At 71.5% G+C, this 17,911-nt stretch carries 14 protein-coding genes; 7 read left to right on the top strand and 7 right to left on the bottom strand.

Translation table 11 applies throughout. The features are described 5' to 3' along the window. Position 1 precedes the first annotated feature (1 nt). The gene (locus C4V41_RS22440) at positions 2-622 is read right to left on the bottom strand and encodes a DUF305 domain-containing protein (protein ID WP_235030323.1); all 621 of its coding nucleotides are present in this window, start codon (positions 620-622) and stop codon (positions 2-4) included. A 136-nt stretch (positions 623-758) separates the two neighbouring features. Here C4V41_RS22440 and C4V41_RS22435 point away from each other — a divergent pair, with 136 nt between their 5' ends. Then, positions 759-1,472: a DUF3105 domain-containing protein gene (locus C4V41_RS22435; protein ID WP_103957838.1), complete on the top strand. Its 714-nt coding sequence runs from the start codon at positions 759-761 to the stop codon at positions 1,470-1,472. Positions 1,473-1,541: 69 nt separating this feature from the next. Here C4V41_RS22435 and C4V41_RS22430 read toward each other — a convergent pair whose 3' ends face one another. Both C4V41_RS22430 and ald read right to left on the bottom strand, forming a co-directional pair. After that, a complete protein-coding gene (locus tag C4V41_RS22430) occupies positions 1,542-2,027 on the bottom strand; it encodes an EF-hand domain-containing protein (RefSeq protein ID WP_146103735.1) in 486 nt (161 codons plus the stop codon). Between the two features lie 74 nt (positions 2,028-2,101). Then, positions 2,102-3,217: an alanine dehydrogenase gene (gene ald / locus C4V41_RS22425; RefSeq protein WP_103957836.1), complete on the bottom strand. Its 1,116-nt coding sequence runs from the start codon at positions 3,215-3,217 to the stop codon at positions 2,102-2,104. A gap of 148 nt (positions 3,218-3,365) precedes the next feature. Between ald and C4V41_RS22420 the strand changes: the two genes are divergently transcribed. Next, on the top strand, positions 3,366-4,310 hold the full coding sequence (locus C4V41_RS22420) for an excalibur calcium-binding domain-containing protein (RefSeq protein WP_103957835.1): 945 nt from the start codon (positions 3,366-3,368) through the stop codon (positions 4,308-4,310). 147 nt (positions 4,311-4,457) lie between these two features. On the opposite strand, the gene C4V41_RS22415 is transcribed toward C4V41_RS22420, so the two are convergent. From C4V41_RS22415 to C4V41_RS22405, 3 genes are read right to left on the bottom strand one after another with little or no spacing between them, the layout of a single operon-like run. Then, the gene (locus C4V41_RS22415) at positions 4,458-5,843 is read right to left on the bottom strand and encodes an NCS2 family permease (protein WP_103957834.1); all 1,386 of its coding nucleotides are present in this window, start codon (positions 5,841-5,843) and stop codon (positions 4,458-4,460) included. Positions 5,844-5,896: 53 nt separating this feature from the next. After that, positions 5,897-6,130 carry an EF-hand domain-containing protein gene (locus tag C4V41_RS22410; RefSeq protein WP_103957833.1) on the bottom strand — a complete coding sequence of 78 codons (234 nt, stop codon included), beginning with the start codon at positions 6,128-6,130 and terminating at the stop codon, positions 5,897-5,899. An 11-nt stretch (positions 6,131-6,141) separates the two neighbouring features. Beyond that, on the bottom strand, positions 6,142-8,316 hold the full coding sequence (locus C4V41_RS22405) for a molybdopterin cofactor-binding domain-containing protein (protein WP_103957832.1): 2,175 nt from the start codon (positions 8,314-8,316) through the stop codon (positions 6,142-6,144). 95 nt (positions 8,317-8,411) lie between these two features. On the opposite strand from C4V41_RS22405, the gene C4V41_RS22400 reads away from it, so the two are divergent. Continuing rightward, positions 8,412-9,929 carry a helix-turn-helix domain-containing protein gene (locus tag C4V41_RS22400; RefSeq protein WP_103957831.1) on the top strand — a complete coding sequence of 506 codons (1,518 nt, stop codon included), beginning with the start codon at positions 8,412-8,414 and terminating at the stop codon, positions 9,927-9,929. Here the strand turns inward: C4V41_RS22400 and C4V41_RS22395 are convergent. Further along, entirely contained in the window at positions 9,916-12,753 is a 2,838-nt protein-coding gene (locus C4V41_RS22395; RefSeq protein ID WP_103957830.1) for an AfsR/SARP family transcriptional regulator, read from the bottom strand. The genes C4V41_RS22400 and C4V41_RS22395 overlap by 14 nt on opposite strands. 439 nt (positions 12,754-13,192) lie before the next feature. Between C4V41_RS22395 and C4V41_RS22390 the strand changes: the two genes are divergently transcribed. The 4 genes from C4V41_RS22390 (at position 13,193) to C4V41_RS22375 (ending at position 17,690) form a co-directional block, all read left to right on the top strand. Next, positions 13,193-14,476 (top strand): helix-turn-helix domain-containing protein, encoded by a 1,284-nt coding sequence (locus C4V41_RS22390; protein ID WP_103957829.1) that lies wholly within the window; start codon positions 13,193-13,195, stop codon positions 14,474-14,476. A 47-nt stretch (positions 14,477-14,523) separates the two neighbouring features. Further along, positions 14,524-15,117: a copper resistance CopC family protein gene (locus C4V41_RS22385; RefSeq protein WP_103957828.1), complete on the top strand. Its 594-nt coding sequence runs from the start codon at positions 14,524-14,526 to the stop codon at positions 15,115-15,117. Further along, positions 15,114-17,090, top strand: coding sequence for a cytochrome c oxidase assembly protein (locus tag C4V41_RS22380; protein ID WP_103957827.1), 1,977 nt, complete (start codon positions 15,114-15,116; stop codon positions 17,088-17,090). Before C4V41_RS22385 ends, C4V41_RS22380 begins: the two co-directional genes overlap by 4 nt. 210 nt (positions 17,091-17,300) lie before the next feature. Continuing rightward, a complete protein-coding gene (locus C4V41_RS22375) occupies positions 17,301-17,690 on the top strand; it encodes a sensor histidine kinase (RefSeq protein ID WP_103957826.1) in 390 nt (129 codons plus the stop codon). The last annotated feature ends 221 nt before the right edge of the window (positions 17,691-17,911 follow it).

Genomic DNA, 17,911 nt, shown 5'->3' with positions numbered 1-17,911 from the left:
CCTACTGGGGTTTCAGAATCGTCGGAAGGGGCTTGGCGCCCCGCTTGGCCAGCAGTTCCGTCATGAGCTTGATCTCACCGCTCTGCCCGGTGACGATCTTCTGCGCCATGCTGACCACCTCACCGCGGGTGGACAGTTTGAGCAGGCCCTCGGCCATCTGCACCCCGCCCTCGTGGTGGCGGATCATGAGCTGCAGGAACAACACCTCGGCCGGCGTGCCCGGCGCCGCCGCCCTGAGCCTGGCCAGCTCGCCGGGCGTGGCCATGCCGGGCATGGGCCCGGGCGCGGCGGCGGTGCCACCGTGGCCGTGGCCGGCCATCCAGGCCATCGGCCGCTGGTCGGTCGCCTGGGTGAGCTGCCACTGCTCCAGCCAGCCCATGAACATGCCGCGCTGGGTCGACTGGGTGTTGATGATGTCGAAGGCCAGGTTGTCGATCTCCTTGGCGGGGTCGTCGTCACGGATCGTGAACGCCATGTCGACGGCCTGCGCGTGATGCGTGGCCATGTCACGGGCGAACCCGGCCTCCGGCGAGTTGTCGCCGGGCATGCCGTCGCGGCCGAACAGCAGGAACGCGGCCACGGCGAGCACCAGCACGCCGCAGACGATCAGGATGGGTCTCATCACGGGCTTTTCCATGGCCCGTCCAGCGTACCCACCTGGGGGAGCGCTCGTGATCGGACCCTTATAAGCCTCTTATTCTCCACATACGCCTGGAGGGCATAGGGTGACCCGGAGTTGGTACGCCGATGGAGGAACGATGATTAAGGAGAAGGCGCAGGCGAGGCGCGAGCATCTGCAGAAGATGCGTGCCGAGCAGCAGCGCAAACAGCGCCGCGCCGCGCTGCTCATGTGGGGAACGGGCGGGCTCATCATCGTCGTGCTCGTCGGCGTGGTCGGCTTCTATCTCGTGAAGCAGGCCGCGGAGACCTCCCTCGACGCGGTGTCCAGCACCAAGTACGACGCCGGTCAGCACGTGTGGAAGCAGGTGACGTACAAGGAGACCCCGCCGGTCGGTGGTGAGCACAACAACTACTGGCAGCAGTGCGCGATCTACGACAAGCCGATCCACAGTGAGCACGCCGTGCACTCGCTGGAGCACGGGGCGGTCTGGATCACCTACAAGCCCGACCTGCCCAAGGCGCAGATCGACCAGCTCAAGGAGGTCGCGTCGTCCACGGGGCAGCAGGACTACATGCTGATGAGCCCGTTCCCCAACCTGCCGTCGCCGATCGTGGTGTCGTCGTGGGGACACTCGCTCAAGCTGACCAACCCGCAGGACCCGAAGCTGGGGGCGTTCATCAAGCGCTACCAGAACGGCCCCGACACCCCTGAGAAGGGCGCCACCTGCGGCGGCGAGAACGCGATCACCACCACGTCCGACCAGGCTCCGCTGCCGCCCGAGCCCACCGGCCAGCAGCAGCAGGCGCCGACGGAGACCATCTCCCCGACGCCCAGCCAGTCGCAGAAGTAGGAAAGCAGGGCCCGGCCCCGGCCGGGCCCTGACGTTCGCCGTCAGGCGGAGCCGATCGACAGGGGTCGATCAGCAGGGGTCGATCAGCAGGCCGTGACGGGCGCGGGCGTACTCCTCGTAGGAGATCAGGCCGTCGCCGTCCGCGTCGGCCCTGCCGAAGGCGGCCGTCAGGTCGGTGCCGGCGCGGCTCCACACGGAGCGGAACTCCGCGGCCGTGATCCGGCCGTCCCCGTCGCGGTCGGCGGCGTCGAACGTGGCCCGGCAGATCGGCTCCAGCACCTTGTCCAGCGTGCCGGTGAGGACCAGGGTCTCGAAGGACCCGATGTACTCGCTCAGGCTGATCCGCCCGTCGCGGTCGGTGTCGAGGGCGCGGGCGTGGACGTCCCAGGCGTTGAGGTACGCGTCGACCACCGCCTCGCCCTCCGGCGTCTCGGCGGGCACGCCCGTCTGCGTGAGCCGGCGCTGGGCCAGGGCCATGTAGTCGTACCTGGTCAGGAATCCGTCGCCATCGGTGTCCAGGTCGTGGAAATTGCGCTCGGCGCTCTCCGGGGACATCACCACTCCGATCGTTACGTTGAGTAGCTGATCGCAACTTAGAGTAACGCTCCGAGTGGCGGATGGACAGGGGGTCAGGCCAGCACGTCCGCCGGCGCCGTCCACTCCAGGCCGTGCGCCTCTGCGACCGGGCGGCTCGTCAGGCGGCCCTCGTGCGTGCTCAGGCCGAGCGCCAGCGCCCGGTCCTCGCGCATGGCGCGCTGCCAGCCCAGGTCGGCGATGGCCAGCGCGTACGGGAGCGTGACGTTGGTCAGCGCGAACGTCGAGGTGTGCGGCACGGCGCCGGGCATGTTCGCCACGCAGTAGAACAGCGACCCGTGCACCCGGTAGGTCGGCCGCTCGTGCGTGGTCGGCCGCGAGTCCGCGAAGCAGCCGCCCTGGTCGATCGCGATGTCCACCAGCACGGAGCCCGGCTTCATCCGGCTCACCAGGTCGTTGCCCACCAGCTTGGGAGCCTTGGCGCCGGGCACCAGGACCGCGCCGATGACCAGGTCGGCCTCCAGGACCGCGTGCTCGATCTCCAGCGTGTTGGAGGCGACCGTCTGGCAGTGGCCCTGGTAGATCACATCGGCCTGGCGCAGCTTGTCGATGTTGTTGTCGAGCAGCAGCACCTCGGCCTGCATGCCGAGGGCGATGGCGGCCGCGTTCATGCCGGACACCCCCGCGCCGATCACGACGACGTGCGCCGCGCGCACGCCGGAGACGCCGCCCATCAGCACGCCCCTGCCGCCCTCCGAGCGCATCAGATGGTAGGCGCCCACCTGCGGCGCCAGCCGGCCCGCGACCTCGGACATCGGCGCCAGCAGCGGCAGCGTGCCGTTCGGGGCCTGGACGGTCTCGTAGGCGACCGCGGTGCAGCCCGAGTCGAGCAGCGCCCGCGTGCAGGCGTCGGAGGCGGCCAGATGCAGGTACGTGAACAGCACCTGCCCCTTGCGCAGCCGGTGGTACTCCTCCGCCACCGGCTCCTTGACCTTCATCACCAGGTCGGCCACGCCCCAGAGCTCGTCGGCCTCAGGGACCAGGACGGCCCCGGCGGCGGTGAAGTCGGCGTCCGGGATCGCCGAGCCGGCGCCCGCGTCGCGCTCGACGAAGACCTGATGGCCGTGGCGCACGAGTTCGTGCACGCCGGCCGGGGTCAGCGCCACCCGATATTCGCTGTTCTTGAGTTCTCGCGGAACACCGACCTTCATGGCGAACTCTTCTCGGCAAGAGGCGATCCTGCCTCCATTCTTCCTCTCATCTCACGGATCGGTGAGGATTGCCCGGCTGATTACCCCGCTGCGCCTTCTCCTCGATAAGCTCACCGGCAGCCCGAACGTCAGGATGGGATCGTCACCGATGGACAAGCCGGAAGAGCCGCCACCCGCGGACCCGGGGGAGCCCAAGGCGAGCAGACTCACCACCATCGTGTTGATCGTCTCGCTCGTTCTCGTCGTGCTCGTCGCAGGCGTGCTCGGCACGGTCGCGGTCCTCATGACGAGGAGCCCCGACACGCCCCTGTTAGGCGGCGTGCCGCCGCAGACCCTGGCCGTGCCGATCCACTTCGCGCCCGTCAGGGAGACCAAGACCGCGCCGTGCCCCGGTGACCCGGCCGTGCTCGACGCGGAGCAGCGCACCTGCTATCTGCTCGAAGACGGCGTCACGGTCGAGGCCGTGCAGCGCATCGAGCCGGTGCGCGAGAAGGACGGCCAATACTCCGTGCGCATCGCGATCGCGCCCAGGTTCAAGGAGCGGCTGGTCCAGCTCATCGACGAGCAGGTGGCCGAGCAGCGGCAGGTGGCCATCGTGCTGGCCCCCGCGCAGGCCGACCAGCCCAAGACCGTGGTGGCCGCCCCCGTCGTCACCCAGCAGATGGACGGCGACAGCATCAGCATCGCCGGCTTCACCAAGAACGACGCCGACGCGCTGGTGGCCCGCCTGCTGGGCACCACGCCGAGCGCCGGCACCCCGTCCACGGGCCCGACAGCGGGCCCCACAGCGGGCCCCACAGCGGGCCCCACAGCGGGCCCGACCGGCACCGGCACGTCGTCCCAACCGGCCGCCACGCCGGGCGGCCAGGGGAACCCTCCCGGCTCGACCAACCAGCAGACGGGCCCGACCGGCACCTCGGGGACCGCGCCCGCGATCGGCGGCCAGGGCACCCCCGACAAGCGCTACGCGAGCTGCAAGGAGGCCGTGGCGGCCGGCGACGGGCCCTACTACAAGGGCACGCACCAGGAATACGGCTGGTACACCGACGTCGACAACAACGGCGTGGCCTGCAACAGCGCCGACATCCGCTGACCCCCGCATTCCGCCCCTCACCACGACTCCCCGCTCCGCCGCACTCCGGCGGGGTCTTTCGGAAGGAAAGGGAGGGCGAAAGGCCGGAACCGGCCTCCCCGCCTTCCTCCCAAGCGAAGTGTGGCGGGGAAGGGATGAACGCAGGGGTCAGCCGAACAGGTCCTCCAGCCAGTCGATGCCGAAGTAGGCCAGGAAGATCACCGTGACCGCCCAGAGCAGCCAGGGAATCTCCGAGAAGCGCCCCTTGACCGCCTTGATGAGCGTGTAGACGATCACGCCCGCCCCGACTCCGTTCGTGATCGAGTACGTGAACGGCATCAGCGCGATCGTCAGGAACGCCGGCACGGCCAGGTCCAGGTCGTCCCAGGGCACGTTCCGGCTCTGCGTCATCATCAGCGCCCCGACCAGCACCAGCGCGGGCGCGGCCGCCGCGGCGGGCACCACCGCCGCCAGCGGGGTGAACAGCAGCGTCAGCCCCAGCAGCGCCCCCGTCACCACGCTGGCCAGGCCGGTACGCGCCCCCTCGCCGACACCGGCGGCCGACTCCACGAAGACGGTGTTCGCCGAGGAGCTCACCGAGCCGCCCACCATGCCCGCCACGCCGTCCACGGTCAGGATCCGGCCCAGCCGGGGCACCCGGCCCCGTTCGTCCACGAGCCCGGCCTCGTCGCTGACGCCGATGATCGTCCCCATGGCGTCGAAGAAGCCGGACAGCACCAGCGTGAACAGCACCACGGCCGCCGTCAGCGCCCCCGCCGTGGCGAACCCGCCGAACAGGTCGAACGCGCCCACCAGCCCGAAGTCCGGCGCCGAGACCAGCGACTCCGGCACGCGCGGCGTGACCACGCCCCAGGCTCCGGGGGCGATGGGGGTCAGGGAGTTCACCAGGATGGCCAGGAGCGCGGTGACGGCGATGCTGATGAGGATGGCGGCCGGGATCCTGCGGACGTACAGGAGGATCATCAGGAGCAGGCCGAAGCAGAACACCGCGACCGGCCAGCCCGCGAGGTGGCCGGTGGCGCCGAGTTGCACGGGCGTGCCCGCGCCCGGTGCGACGAAGCCCGCGTCCACGAGCCCGATCAGCGCGATGAACAGCCCGATCCCGACGCTGATCGCGTGTTTGAGCGCCAGCGGGATCGCGTTCATGATGAGCGTGCGCAGGCCCGTCACGGCCAGCAGGATGATCACGAAGCCTTCGAGCACCACCAGGCCCATGGCCTGTGCCCACGTCATGTGCGGGGCGGCCTGGTAGGCGACCACCGCGTTCAGGCCGAGCCCGGCGGCCAGGGCGAAGGGGGCGTTGCCGACGAAGGCCATGAGCAGCGTGGAGATCGCCGCGGCCAGCGCCGTGGAGGTGGTCAGCTCGCCGATCGAGAGCCGGGCGCCGGTGATGTCCCTGGCCCCGGCCAGGATGATCGGGTTGAGCAGGATGATGTAGGCCATGGCCACGAACGTGGTGAGGCCGCCCCGCACCTCACGGCCGACGGTGGTGCCCCGCCCGGTCAGCTCGAAAAATCTGTCGAGCACCGCCATTCCCCCCTTGTGATCAGGGGGAATGCCGGATTGCTACCCGGTGGGCGCGGAGATCAAGCCTTCTCGTGCCGTCCGTGGCCGACCAGGGCGACGAACTCGTCGAGCTTGATCTTGCCGTCGCCGTCCCTGTCGGCCGACTGGATGAACGCCTCGATCTCGCTCTCGGAGGCGCCCTGCCCGCCCAGCGCCTCGTTGGCCTTCCTGATCTCCTCGGCGGTCAGCAGGCCGTCGCCGTCGGCGTCGAAGCGCCTGAACTCCGCCTCCGCCGCTTCACGCGCGCTTGCCATCGAATTTCCCCCTAGTCGAAGCTGTCGAACAAGGCGATATCTTCCGGCCTAATCGGAACGCGAGTCAACCGAAGTCCGGTGGCCGCTCTGACGGCGGCGGCGATGGCGGGGGTGGAGGAGAGGGTCGGAGGCTCGCCGGCGCCGCGCAATCCGTACGGAGCCGCCGGGTCGGCGTTTTCGAGAATTTTCATCGTCATGGGCGGCATGTCGAGGATGGTGGGGATGAGATAGTCCGTGAACGACGGGTTCAGCACCCGGCCCTCGCGGATCTGGACCTCCTCCATGAGCGCCAGGCCGAGCCCCTGCGCGGTCCCGCCCTGGATCTGGCCCTCCAGCGCCTGCGGGTTCAGGATCCGCCCGACGTCCTGCACGGCCGCCAGCTCGACCACCTTGACCAGGCCCAGCTCCACGTCCACGTCCACCACGGCGCGGTGCACGCACAACGCGAGCTGGGTGTGCGAGTCGCCCTGCCCGGTCTCCGGATCGAGCGGGAACGTGGGCCGGTGCCGGAACTCCCGCGTCTCCTCGATCGGCCCGAACCGCGCCAGCGCCTCCCCGGCGGGCAGCCCCTTGAACCGCTCGCGCACGGCCTCGCAGGCGGTCTTCACCGCGCCGCCGGTGACGTACGACTGCCGGGAGGCCGACGTCGAGCCCGCCGAGCCGACCGTGGTGTCGGCGGTGGCCACGGTGACGTTCTCGACGCCCAGTTCGGTGCGCGCGATCTGGGCCTGCAGCGTCACCAGTCCCTGGCCCACCTCCGCCGCCGCCGTGTGCACGGTGACGTGCGGCTGCCCGCCCACCAGCTCGGCCCGCACCCGGGCCGTGGAGAAGTCGTCGAACCCCTCCGAGAAACAGATGTTCTTGATCCCCACCCCGTAGCCGATCCCGCGCCGCACCGACTCGCCATGGGTGGTCTGGGAGACGCCGCCGGGCAGCGCCCGCAGGTCCTTCGCCGGTTCCCCGGCCGGCAGCGGCATGGCCTCCAGGTCGCGCAGCATCTCCGCGAGCGGCGCCGGGGAGTCGATCACCTGGCCGGTGATCAGGTGCGAGCCCTGGGAGACCGCGTTGCGCACGCGGATCTCGATGGGCGACAGGCCGCACGCCTCGGCCAGGCGGTCCATCTGCGACTCGTACGCGTAGCACGCCTGCACCGCGCCGAAGCCGCGCATCGCGCCGCAGGGCGGGTTGTTGGTGTAGACGCCGGTGGCCGTCACCCGCACGTTCGGCACCTCGTACGGCCCCGCCCCCAGCGACGCGGCGTTGCCCACGACCGCGGGGGAGGAGGAGCAGTAGGCGCCGCCGTCCAGCAGGATGTCGGCCTTGACGTACACCAGGCGGCCGTCGCGAGTGGCCCCGTGTTCGTAGCGCATGCTGGCCGGGTGGCGGTGCACGTGGCCGAAGAACGACTCCTCGCGACCGTAAACGATCTTGACGGGGCGGTCCAGGCGCAGGGCCAGCATGCAGGCGTGGATCTGCATCGACAGGTCCTCGCGGGCGCCGAACGCGCCGCCGACGCCCGACAGCGTCAGCCGCACCTTGTCCTGGGGCAGGCCCAGGCAGGGGGCGAGCTGGTCGCGGTCCACGTGCAGCCACTGGGTGGCGATGTACAGGTCCACGCCGCCGTCCTCGGCGGGCACCGCCAGGCCGGACTCGGGGCCGAGGAAGGCCTGGTCCTGCATGCCGACCTCGTACTCGCCGGTGACCACCACGTCGGCCTCGAAGGTGTCGCCGCGGCGCACCGGCTGGTGGCGGACGAAGTGCTCCGACTCGCGGGGGTCGGTGACGGCTCTGCGGGGCTCGTACTCGACCACGATCGCCGCGGCCGCCCTGCGGGCCGTCTCCGGATGGTCGGCCGCCACCAGTGCCACCGGCTCGCCCTGGTAGCGGACCTGGTCGATGGCCAGCACCGGTTGGTCCTTGTGCTCCAGGCCGTAGAACTTCACGCCCGGCACGTCCTCGTGCGTCAGCACGGTGAACACGCCGGGGATCCGCAGCGCCGGGCCCACGTCGATCGAGCGGATCCACGCCGACGGGTGCGGGCTGCGCAGCGTCACGCCCCACACCATGCCGTCGAGCCACAGGTCGGAGGCGTAGGCGAACTCGCCGGTCACCTTGAGCGCCGCGTCGGGCCGCCGCGCGCTCTCGCCGACGCCCTGGCTCGTGGTCGTGTGCACGGTCTCCGTCATCTTCCGAGTAGAGCACCGGCGACCCGGCCCCTCCTATGCGCCCGACGTGAAATCCCGGTCAGCGGTTGTCATATCGGGCTTGTATATTCCTCCAAGTGCGCATCTCTGACCTGCTGGCCATCGACGACCTGCGCCTCACGCTGCTCACCGGCGACCCCTCGCGCGAGTTCGGCACCGTCCATATCACCGACCTGCCCGAGCCGGGCCGCTACCTGGGCGGCGGCGAGCTGGTCCTGACGGGGATGATGTGGTGGCACGCTCCAGAGGACTCGGCCCGGTTCGTGGCCGCGCTGGCCGAGGCGGGCGTCGCCGCGCTCGGCGCCGGGCAGGCGTGGCTCGGCCACGTGCCCGCCGACCTGGTGGCCGCCTGCGCGGCCGCCGACCTGCCGCTGGTCGAGGTGCCGACGGAGGTGTCGTTCCGTACGCTGGCCGAGCGGGTCGGGCCGCGCCTGGCGGGCGACGTACGCGACGCGCTCGGGCGCCACCGCCGGCTGGTCGCGGCCATCGCGGAGGGCGCCGACCTCCGCGAGCTGTTCGAGCTGACCGCCGCCGAGCTGGGCGTGACGGGTGCCGTCCTGTCCGCCTCGGGCGAGGTGATCGTGGGCACGGCCGCCGATCCGGTACGCCTGGCGAAGGCCTACCTGACGGCGCCCCGGCTGCCGGCCCAGGTCGGCGAGCACACGATCTTCGCGGTCGGGCGCGGGCACCGTGCCGCGGGCTGGGCGCTGGCCTGCGACGGCGAGCTGCTCAGCCGGGCCGACCTGGGCTACGAGCTGGCCGCCTGCGTGGGCCTCGAACGCAGCCGCATGGAGGAGGGCCACCGGGTCGAGCGCCGCCTGACCGAGCAGCTCATCGCCGCCGCGCTGGGCGAGGCCGACGTGGCGCAGCTCAGCGCCGGGCTGCGGACGTGCGGGATCGACGCGGCGCAGCCGTACGCGATCGTCAACGCCACCGCCCCCAGGCCGGGCGCCACCCGCGGCCCCGACCCCGCGACGCTGGGCGGCCAGGTCGTGGAAGAGCTGCTCGGCCGCGAGGTCGTAGCGGCCGCCGGGGCCGCTGGGGCCACTGGGACCATTGGGGCTGTTGGGCCCGACGGTGCCGTCGCCGTGGTTCCCCTGCGCGGGCGTACCACCGGTGAGCTGGCCGAGCGGCTGCGCGCCGGTGCCGAGGTGCTGGCCGCGCTGCCCGACACCCGCGTCTGCGTCGGCCTCAGCGGCGCGCTGACCGGCGCCGCCGCCGTCAAGGGCGGCGTCGAGGAGGCCGGCCACGCCCGCCGCCTGGCCGAGGCCCGTGGCGGCGGCGTGGTGACCAGCGACGAGATCTACACGCACGCGCTGCTGCTGGCCACGGTGCCGGGCGACGTGCGCCGCTCGTTCACCGACCGCCTGCTGTCGCCGCTGCTCGACTACGACCGCGGGCACCAGTCCGAGCTCGTACGCACACTGGGCGTCTTCCTCGACTGCGCGGGCTCGTGGAACGCCTGCGCCGAACGGCTCCATGTGCACGTCAACACCGTGCGCTACCGCGTACGCAGAATCGAGGAGCTCACCGGCCGCGACCTGTCCACGATGGCCGACCGCGTCGACTTCTTCCTGGCCCTCAGGGACAGATGACGGACTTGGCCGCGAGCGCCTCGCCTACGGCGTTCTGCTCCGCCCTGAGCCGCCGCTCCCAGCGGTCGTAACCGAGCCCGCCGCCCGCGGCGACGGCCTCGCCGAGGTGGCGCAGCGCCTGGTCGAGCCGGCCCAGCAGCCGATAGGTCCGCACCAGCCCGATCTGGGAGCGCAGCCGCCCGACCGCGTACCCGGTCGTCAGCAGCATGTCCCTGGCCCGCTGGAAGTGCGGCAGGGCCGCCCGCGGATCGTCCTGCTCCAGGTGCAGCTCGCCCAGGTGGAAGCGGACCTGCGCCTCCTGGAAGAGGTCGCCCGACTCCTGGGTCTTGCGCAGGGCTTCGTGCAGGGTCGTACGCGCCTGCTCCAGACGCCCGAGGCCCTTGAGCGCGTCTCCCCGGATGAGCAGGGAGAACCGCACGCCCACGTCCGCGCCGATCTTCGTGGCGAGCGTGAGCTGGCGTTCCGCCCAGGGGAGCGCCTCCTCGAAACGCCGCGCCGTGACGAGGGCGCCGGCCAGGTTGCCCATCGTCTTCTGCTCCTCGAAGCCGTCGCCGATCTTCCTGGCCAGTGCCAGCTCGGCCTGCAGATGCTCCACGGCCTCGTCCGTGCGCATCACCATGCGCAGATAGGCCGAGATGCCCGCGTGCGCCTGCATGGCGCCCCGCTCGTCGCCCAGCCGCTCGCTGACCCGCAGGGCCAGCGTGTTCAGCTCCACCATCGTCACCATCGCGTTGACCCGCTGCTGGTGCCAGAGCAGGCTGAAGGTGAGGTTCGCGCCGAGCCCGGCGATCGTGTCGTCGGCCGAGGCGAGGGCCTGGCGGGCCGCCGCGTTCAGGATCGGCTCCTGCTCCACCAGCCACGCGTGCGCCTCCTCAGGGCCGGAGACGGCGTGCGGGACCGCTTCCACATGCCACCCCGGCTGTACGCGGTGCGGATCCGTGACGCCGCTGGCCCGGCGGACGGAGGCGGTGTAGTACAGCAGCGCCCGCGTCAGCGCCTCCTCGGCGCCCTCCGGCCGCAGCTCGCCGGCGAACAGGCGGACGAGGTCGTGCGGCTGGTAGCGGTCGTGGCCGGTGCGGTCGAGCAGGTGGGCGTCCACCAGCCGCTCCAGGGCCGGCTCCGCCTCCTCGGGGCTCGTGCCGAGCAGCGCGCCCGCGACCTCCGCCGTCACCTCGGGCACGTGCAGCAGGCCCAGCAGGGCCAGGGTACGGGCGGCCAGCCGGTCGACGGGCCGCGAGCCGCGTTCCAGCGCGGTGTGGCTGGAGGCCAGGCTGGAGCGGACGGCCAGGTCGCCCGCGGCCAGCTCGTGCAGCCGCCGCCGCTCGTCGCTCAGGCGGGCGGCCAGCGCCGCGACGCTCCAGCCGGGGCGGCCGGCCAGGCGTGCCCCGGCGATGCGCAGGGCCAGCGGGAGGCCGTCGCACAGGCGTACCAGCCTGGCCGTCTCGCCCGCGTCGGCCGAGACCCGGCCCGTGCCCGCGAGCCTGGCCAGCATCGTGGCCGACTCCTCGGGCGTCATCCGGCCGAGCTCCAGCTGGTCGGCCTCCTCGCTCCAGGTCATGGTCTCGCGGCTGGTCACCAGGAGCGCGCTGCCGTAGGGGGTGGCCAGCAGCGGCCGGATCTGCGCCAGGTCGGCGGCGTCGTCGAGGAGGGCCAGCACGCGCCGGTCGTGCAGGCGGCTGCGCCACAGGGCGGCCGCCTCGTCGAGGTCGGCGGGCACGGAGTCGGGCGGCACGCCGAGGCCGCGCAGGAACCGTCCGAGCACGTCGAGCGCGGTGAGCGCGGGCATGTCGGGGGTGGCGCCCCGGCAGTTCACGTAGAGCTGCCCGTCGGGGAAGTGATCCTTGGCGAGGTGGGCGGCCTGGGCGGCCAGGGTCGACTTGCCCACGCCGGCCGGCCCCGTGACGATCACCAGGGGGCGCGGGTGCGCGTCGTCCCCGGGCGTCAGCCGCGCCTCCAGCCGGCGAAGCTCCCGCGACCTGCCCACGAACTCCGCCGGCGGCCGCGGCAACTGGTACGGCACCGCCGGCCGCTCGGCCGCCTCACCGGCCCCCTTATCCGCCCTCAGGACCATCGCGTGGCAGTCGCGCAGTCCTTCGCCGGGCGACACGCCCAGCTCATCGGCCAGCACGGTCCGGCCCTCCTCGTAGACCTCCAGGGCCTCGGCCCGGCGGCCCGAGCGGAACAGGGCCGTCATCAGCAGCTCACGAACCCGCTCGCGCAAGGGATGGTGATGGGTGAGGTCGCGCAGCTCATCGATGGTCTCCTGGTGGCGGCCCAGGCGTAACAGGCTCTCCGCGCGGCTCTCCAGCGCCGTCAGCCGCGACTGCTCCAGCCGCGCACGCTCCTTGGCGGCGAACGGGCCGGGCAGCCCGCTCAGAGCCGTGCCCCGCCACAGCTCCAGGGCCTCGCCGAGCAGGCACACCGCCTGGAGGTCGTCGCCCTTGTGCCGCGCGCCCTGGGCCTCGCTCAGCCGCTCGGCGAACACCAGCGCGTCCACCTGATCGGGCCGCAGGCCGAGAACGTATCCGGCCGGCGTGCCCGCCAGCAGCCGCGACGGCTCGCGCCGCCGCCGATCGGGCTCAAGGGCGCGGCGCAGGCCGGCGATGTAGGTGTAGACGCTCTGCTCGGCGTTGCGGGGGGCCTCGTCGCCCCAGATCCCGGCCACCAGCCGGTCCATCGGTACGGGGTGCGCCGCGGCCGAGGCGAGAATGACGAGCGTGCTCTGCTGCCTGGCCGGCCCGAGGTCGATGACCTCCGCCGCCGCCCCGCCCTGGCGCTCACCGGTCACAGCGCCGAGCAGGCGGATGAAGATCCCTTTACTCATCCGGCCTCCCGATTCACCCCGGAAACAACACAGGGAGCGTAATCAGATCGGGCGGCCGGAAAAAGGATCCGGGCAATGTAGATCGAATTTAGAGAGCGCCTCATACACTGGTGAGCGGTACGGGGCAGAGGGGGCACACAAGCGACGAGAAGTGTCTCGTCGTGCCCAGAATCGTGTGCGGGGCACGGTGCGGTTTCGTGCCCTGAAGGTAAGGACTGCGGCCCCCTCCTGCCGGGCGCTCCCTCAGCAGCAGTGCACTTGGTCCTGAGATGAGGAAGAGAGGGAAGACGTTTCGGCTCCTGCGGCCGTAACATTACCTCCGAGGGTCACCGCGGCCGCAAGCGCGGCGGCTAGAGCAGACAGGGCAATACGCATTCGCATGGGGGTTCTCCCTCGCCTATGTGGGGTTGCTTGGACATCATCTCAGGGAGCAAGGACTGTGACCACATCTGACCTGGTCGGATTGCGCATTAAGACGGTTCGGCGACAACGTGGCCTGTCACAGGCACAGCTGGCGCATCCCGAGTTGTCGGACAGCTACGTCTCCTTGATCGAGAGTGGCAAGCGTACCCCGACCCCTGCCGTCCTGGAGTTGCTGGCCCAGAAACTCGACTGCTCGCTGTCCTATCTGATCAACGGCGTGACCGCCGAGCAGATGGAGGACATCGAACTCGCACTCGGCTACGCGCGCCTGGCGCTGGAGAACGGCGAGGTCTCCGAGGCCCGCACGCGCTACGAAGAGCTGCTGGCGAACAACAACTTGACAGGGTTGACCTCCCTACGTCAAGACACCGAGTTCGGCCTGGCGCTGGCCACGCAGGCCAGTGGCGACCTCGACGGGGCGATCGCCATCCTGCTGCGGCTGCGCGAGGAGGAGCTGTCCTCCGAGCGGCGCGTCGAGGTCGCGATCAACCTGTGCCGCGCCTACCGCGAGAGCGAGCGGCTCACCGAGGCGGTCGAGGTCGGCGAGCGGATGCTGAGCGGCACCGCCAGGCCCGCCTGGAACGATCTTCTCGTGGAGCTGGGCGGCAGCCTGCTGGCCGCCTACATGGAGCGCGGCGACCTGCTGCGCGCCCGCCAGTTCGCCGCCGAGCTGCTCAACGCCGCCGACGCGCTGGGCACGCCGCGCTCGATCGTGGCCGCCAACTGGATGGCCTCCAACACCGCCTACGCCACCGGCCACAGCGAGGAGGCGCTGTCCTTCGCCGAGCGGGCCATGGCCGTACAGCTCGAGCACGGGCAGCCGCGCAGCATCGCCCTCATGCGCGCCGCGCTCACCCAGAAGCGGCTGGAGGCCCGGCCGCACGAGGCCGGCGCCGCGCGCGACGTGCTGCGCGGGGCCGTGGTCGAGCACGAGCAGACCTCCACCAGCACCATCGAGCGGGCCCGCGTCCAGATCGAGCTGGCCCGCGCCGAGGCGATCACCGGCGACTTCGACCAGGCCGTCCGGCACGCCACGGCGGGCAAGGACCTGCTCCCGCACTCCGGGCTGGCCCTGGGCGCCGAGGCCGACCTGCTGCTGAGCCGGATCTACGGCGCCGTCGGGCGCACCGCGGAGGCCGACCAGCACGTCGCCGCCGTGCGCGACTGGCTCGCGCCGCTGCCCGACTCCCGCCGCTCGGCCGCCACCTGGTACGCCACCGCCGAGACGATGGAGCAGCTCGGCGACTCCCACGGCGCGGTCGGGGCCTACCAGCGGGCACTGGCCTGCGCGGGGCTGTAGAGGGGGAGTCCGGACCGGGCGGCGGCGTCGGTAGCCTTGGGGGTGCCATGAAGAGATCCCCTTTCGCGGCTGTCACCGCGACTCTCGCCGCCCTGTTCGTGCTCGCCGGTGCCGTGCCCGCGCTGGCGCACGACGCGCTCAAGAGCAGTTCCCCGGCCAAGGACGCCAAGGTGAAGTCCCTTGACGAGGTCCGGCTGGAGTTCACCGCCAAGGTGCGCATGCCGTTCGTCATCGTGCGCGGCGCGGGCGACGACGAGGTCCAGGTCGGCAAGCCCAAGCTGGACGGCTCCGTGGTGACGCAGGAGGTCGAGGAGTCGCTGCCCAACGGGAAATACACGATCGCCTACCGGGTCGTGTCCTCCGACGGGCATCCGATCGAGGGCGAGATCCCGTTCCGGCTGGAGGGAGCGGAGGAGAAGTCCCCCAGCCCGGCCCCCGCCGTCACGGAGAGCGGCGCCGCCGCGGCCCAGCCGCAGGCGAGCGCGTCGTCCCCACCCTCCGACCGGTCTTCGTCACCCGCTGCCGACAAAGCCTCGGCCGCCGAAGACGTCACGTTCCCCGTCTGGCTGATCGTGGTGATCGGCGCGCTCGCCGGGATCGGCATCGGCTTCCTGCTCAGCGCGCGGAGAAAGAAGCCATGAGCCGGGCGGCGCGTCTCGCGCTGGCGGGGGTGGCGGCCGCGGTCGTCGCCCTGGTGATCGGCATGATCGCCGGAGGCAGGGCGTTCCCGAGGATCATCCCAGGGCTGCCCGACTCCGGGGCGATCGTCAGGTGGGGCCTGCCGCTGTCCAAGCTGTTCATGGACGCCGCGGGCGTGGTCACCGTCGGCCTGCTGCTGATGGCCGCCGCGCTGCTGCCCAACGACAAGGGCGTGCTCGGCAAGAGCGCCCTCGACTACGTCAAGGCCGCCTCGTGGGCGGCGCTGGCCTGGGCCGGGGCGGCGTTCCTGTCGATCCTGTTCGGCGCGGCCGAGTCCATCGGCAGGACCGTGCCCCAGGTGCTCGACCGGGCGATCCTGACCAGCTACGCCACCCAGACCACGCAGGGCGTGGCGCTGACGCTCGTGGTGCTGTTCGGGGTGGCGATCGCGCTGTTCTCGCGCGGCGCCATCACGGCGGGGGCCGCGGCCGGGCTGCTGGTGTTCGCGCTGGTGACGCTGCTGCCCGCGCCGCTCACCGGGCACACCTCCTCCTCGCCCAACCACGACCTGGCCACCTCGGCGGTGTCGCTGCACCTTCTCGCGCTCGCCCTGTGGGTCGGCGGGCTCGTCATGCTGGCCCTGCACGCGCTGCGCAAGCAGCCGCAGCTCGGCATCGCCGCGGCGCGCTTCTCCCGGATGGCGCTGTGGTGCTACGCCGGGGTGGGCCTGTCCGGCGTGTTCAGCCTGGTCGCGCGGCTGGGCTCGGTGTCCGACCTCTGGACCTCCGAATACGGCCTGCTCGCGGTCGCCAAGATCGTGGCCTTCGTGCTGCTCGGCTACATCGGCTACTGGCACCGTCAGCGCACCCTGGTCGACCTTGACGCCGGCAGGCCACGGGCGTTCGCCCGGCTGGCCGGCGGCGAGACGCTGCTGATGTTCGCCACCATCGGCGTGGCCGTCGCGCTGTCGCGCACGCCGCCGCCCGAGTTCAGCGTCCCCGCCGACCGGGCCTTCGAACTGCTCGGCTACCCCCTGCCCCCGCCGCTCACGGTGGGCAACGTGCTGTCCCTGTGGTGGTTCGACCTGTTCTTCGCCGTGGTGGCCGCCCTGCTGGGCGGGCTCTACGGGCTCGGCGTGTGGCGGCTGGTCAAGCGCGGCGACCGCTGGCCGTGGCTGCGCACCGCCTCCTGGTACGGCGGGGTCGCGCTGCTGGTGTTCGCCACGCAGAGCGGCCTGTCCCGCTACGCCCAGGTCATGTTCGACGTGCACATGATCGAGCACATGACGCTGTCCATGGTCGTGCCGATCTTCCTCGTCCTCGGCGGGCCTGTCACGCTGGCACTGCGCGCGCTCAAGCCGGCGGCCAGGCGCGGCGACCGGGGGCCGCGGGAGTGGATCACGACGATCCTGCACAGCCGGTTCACCAAGGTCATCACGCATCCCGTGGTCGCGACGGCCATCTTCATCGCCTCGACGTACGCGCTCTACTTCACCCCGCTGTTCGAGTCGGCCATGGTGGAGCACCTCGGGCACATCTGGATGACCCTGCACTTCCTGCTCAGCGGCTGCCTGTTCTTCTGGGTGATCATCGGGGTCGATCCCGGGCCCAACCGGCTCCCGTACGTCGGGCGGCTGCTCATGCTCTTCGTCACCATGCCGTTCCACGCCTTCTTCGGCATCGCGCTGATGATGATGGGCTCCGTCATCGCCTCCGGCTGGTACGAGCAGCTCGGCCGCACCTGGGGTGCCACGCTGCTGCAGACCCAGCAGGACGGCGGGGCCATCGCGTGGGGCTTCGGCGAGATTCCGACGCTCATCGTGCTGCTGGCCATCGCGGTGCAGTGGTACAAGGACGACGACCGGCAGGCGCGGCGGGCCGACCGGCGGGCGGATAGTGGTGGAAAGGGAGATCCCGAACTCGATTCCTACAATGCCTACCTTGCCCGTCTCAATCGGGCGGATAAGGGCGAGTAGCGGTTCGGCCATGGCTCGCTATCTTCCGACTACAAGTCTCTGGACCGCCAGGTAGCCTTTCTTACAGGGGAGACGGGCATAACCCCATCAGCTAGCGAGCGTAAGCCTTGAGGGGGGATGCGCATCGCGAGGTTGGGAGCGCCGGAGTGGGGGCCGGTGTGGGCCCGGGGTGCCAAGGAAGGCGTGAACCAATTGTCGGAAGAGACGCGGATGCGCGGGGGGCAAAGCCTGGCCGAGGCGCTCGAAAACTACCTCGCCGAGTGGTCGGAGCGCACCGGGATCGTGGTCGAGACCTGGGCATTGCCGGCCACCGACGTGCCGGCGCGCGTGTCGAGCGGTGTCATGGTCGCGATGACCGAGGCTCTGTCCAACGTCGAGCTGCACAGCCGGGCCAGGGTCGTGTCCATCGCCGTGACGGTCGGCAAGAGCGGGCTGCGCCTGACCGTCAGCGACAACGGCCAGGGCTTTCCCGCGGCGGGGGCGGGGCGGGGGATCGCCAGGATGCGGGCGGCGTTCGCGGAGATGGGTGGCAGCCTCTCGGTCAACAGCGTGCACGGCGAGGGCACCACGGTGTCCGGCATGGTCCCCCGACAACGCTGACCGCTCTTACCGACCGCCTTCGCCGAGCGCCCCGTCCCACTGACCCCCTCGCTGACCGTCCCACTGACCGCCTTCGCCGGCCGCCCAGCGCCGCACTGGGACCTGCGGGCCGGGGGTTGGGGCCTGCCAGGCCACCACACCTGCGCCGCCCCACCCAGACACGCCGTCTCGAGGGACGCCCGCTTGCACACGTCCCTCGAAAGGACACCCGCGTGGACGCG

Source organism: Nonomuraea solani (assembly GCF_900108335.1).
GTDB lineage: Bacteria > Actinomycetota > Actinomycetes > Streptosporangiales > Streptosporangiaceae > Nonomuraea > Nonomuraea solani.
This window is presented reverse-complemented; position numbering and strand designations above follow the sequence as displayed.

Bases quoted from the DNA above. Each gene is read 5' to 3' on its own strand.
- C4V41_RS22440 (WP_235030323.1), bottom strand. From the start codon at position 622: ATGAGACCCATCCTGATCGTCTGCGGCGTGCTGGTGCTCGCCGTGGCC.
- C4V41_RS22435 (WP_103957838.1), top strand. From the start codon at position 759: ATGATTAAGGAGAAGGCGCAGGCGAGGCGCGAGCATCTGCAGAAGATG.
- C4V41_RS22430 (WP_146103735.1), bottom strand. From the start codon at position 2,027: ATGTCCCCGGAGAGCGCCGAGCGCAATTTCCACGACCTGGACACCGAT.
- ald (WP_103957836.1), bottom strand. From the start codon at position 3,217: ATGAAGGTCGGTGTTCCGCGAGAACTCAAGAACAGCGAATATCGGGTG.
- C4V41_RS22420 (WP_103957835.1), top strand. From the start codon at position 3,366: ATGGACAAGCCGGAAGAGCCGCCACCCGCGGACCCGGGGGAGCCCAAG.
- C4V41_RS22415 (WP_103957834.1), bottom strand. From the start codon at position 5,843: ATGGCGGTGCTCGACAGATTTTTCGAGCTGACCGGGCGGGGCACCACC.
- C4V41_RS22410 (WP_103957833.1), bottom strand. From the start codon at position 6,130: ATGGCAAGCGCGCGTGAAGCGGCGGAGGCGGAGTTCAGGCGCTTCGAC.
- C4V41_RS22405 (WP_103957832.1), bottom strand. From the start codon at position 8,316: ATGACGGAGACCGTGCACACGACCACGAGCCAGGGCGTCGGCGAGAGC.
- C4V41_RS22395 (WP_103957830.1), bottom strand. From the start codon at position 12,753: ATGAGTAAAGGGATCTTCATCCGCCTGCTCGGCGCTGTGACCGGTGAG.
- C4V41_RS22385 (WP_103957828.1), top strand. From the start codon at position 14,524: ATGAAGAGATCCCCTTTCGCGGCTGTCACCGCGACTCTCGCCGCCCTG.
- C4V41_RS22380 (WP_103957827.1), top strand. From the start codon at position 15,114: ATGAGCCGGGCGGCGCGTCTCGCGCTGGCGGGGGTGGCGGCCGCGGTC.
- C4V41_RS22375 (WP_103957826.1), top strand. From the start codon at position 17,301: ATGCGCGGGGGGCAAAGCCTGGCCGAGGCGCTCGAAAACTACCTCGCC.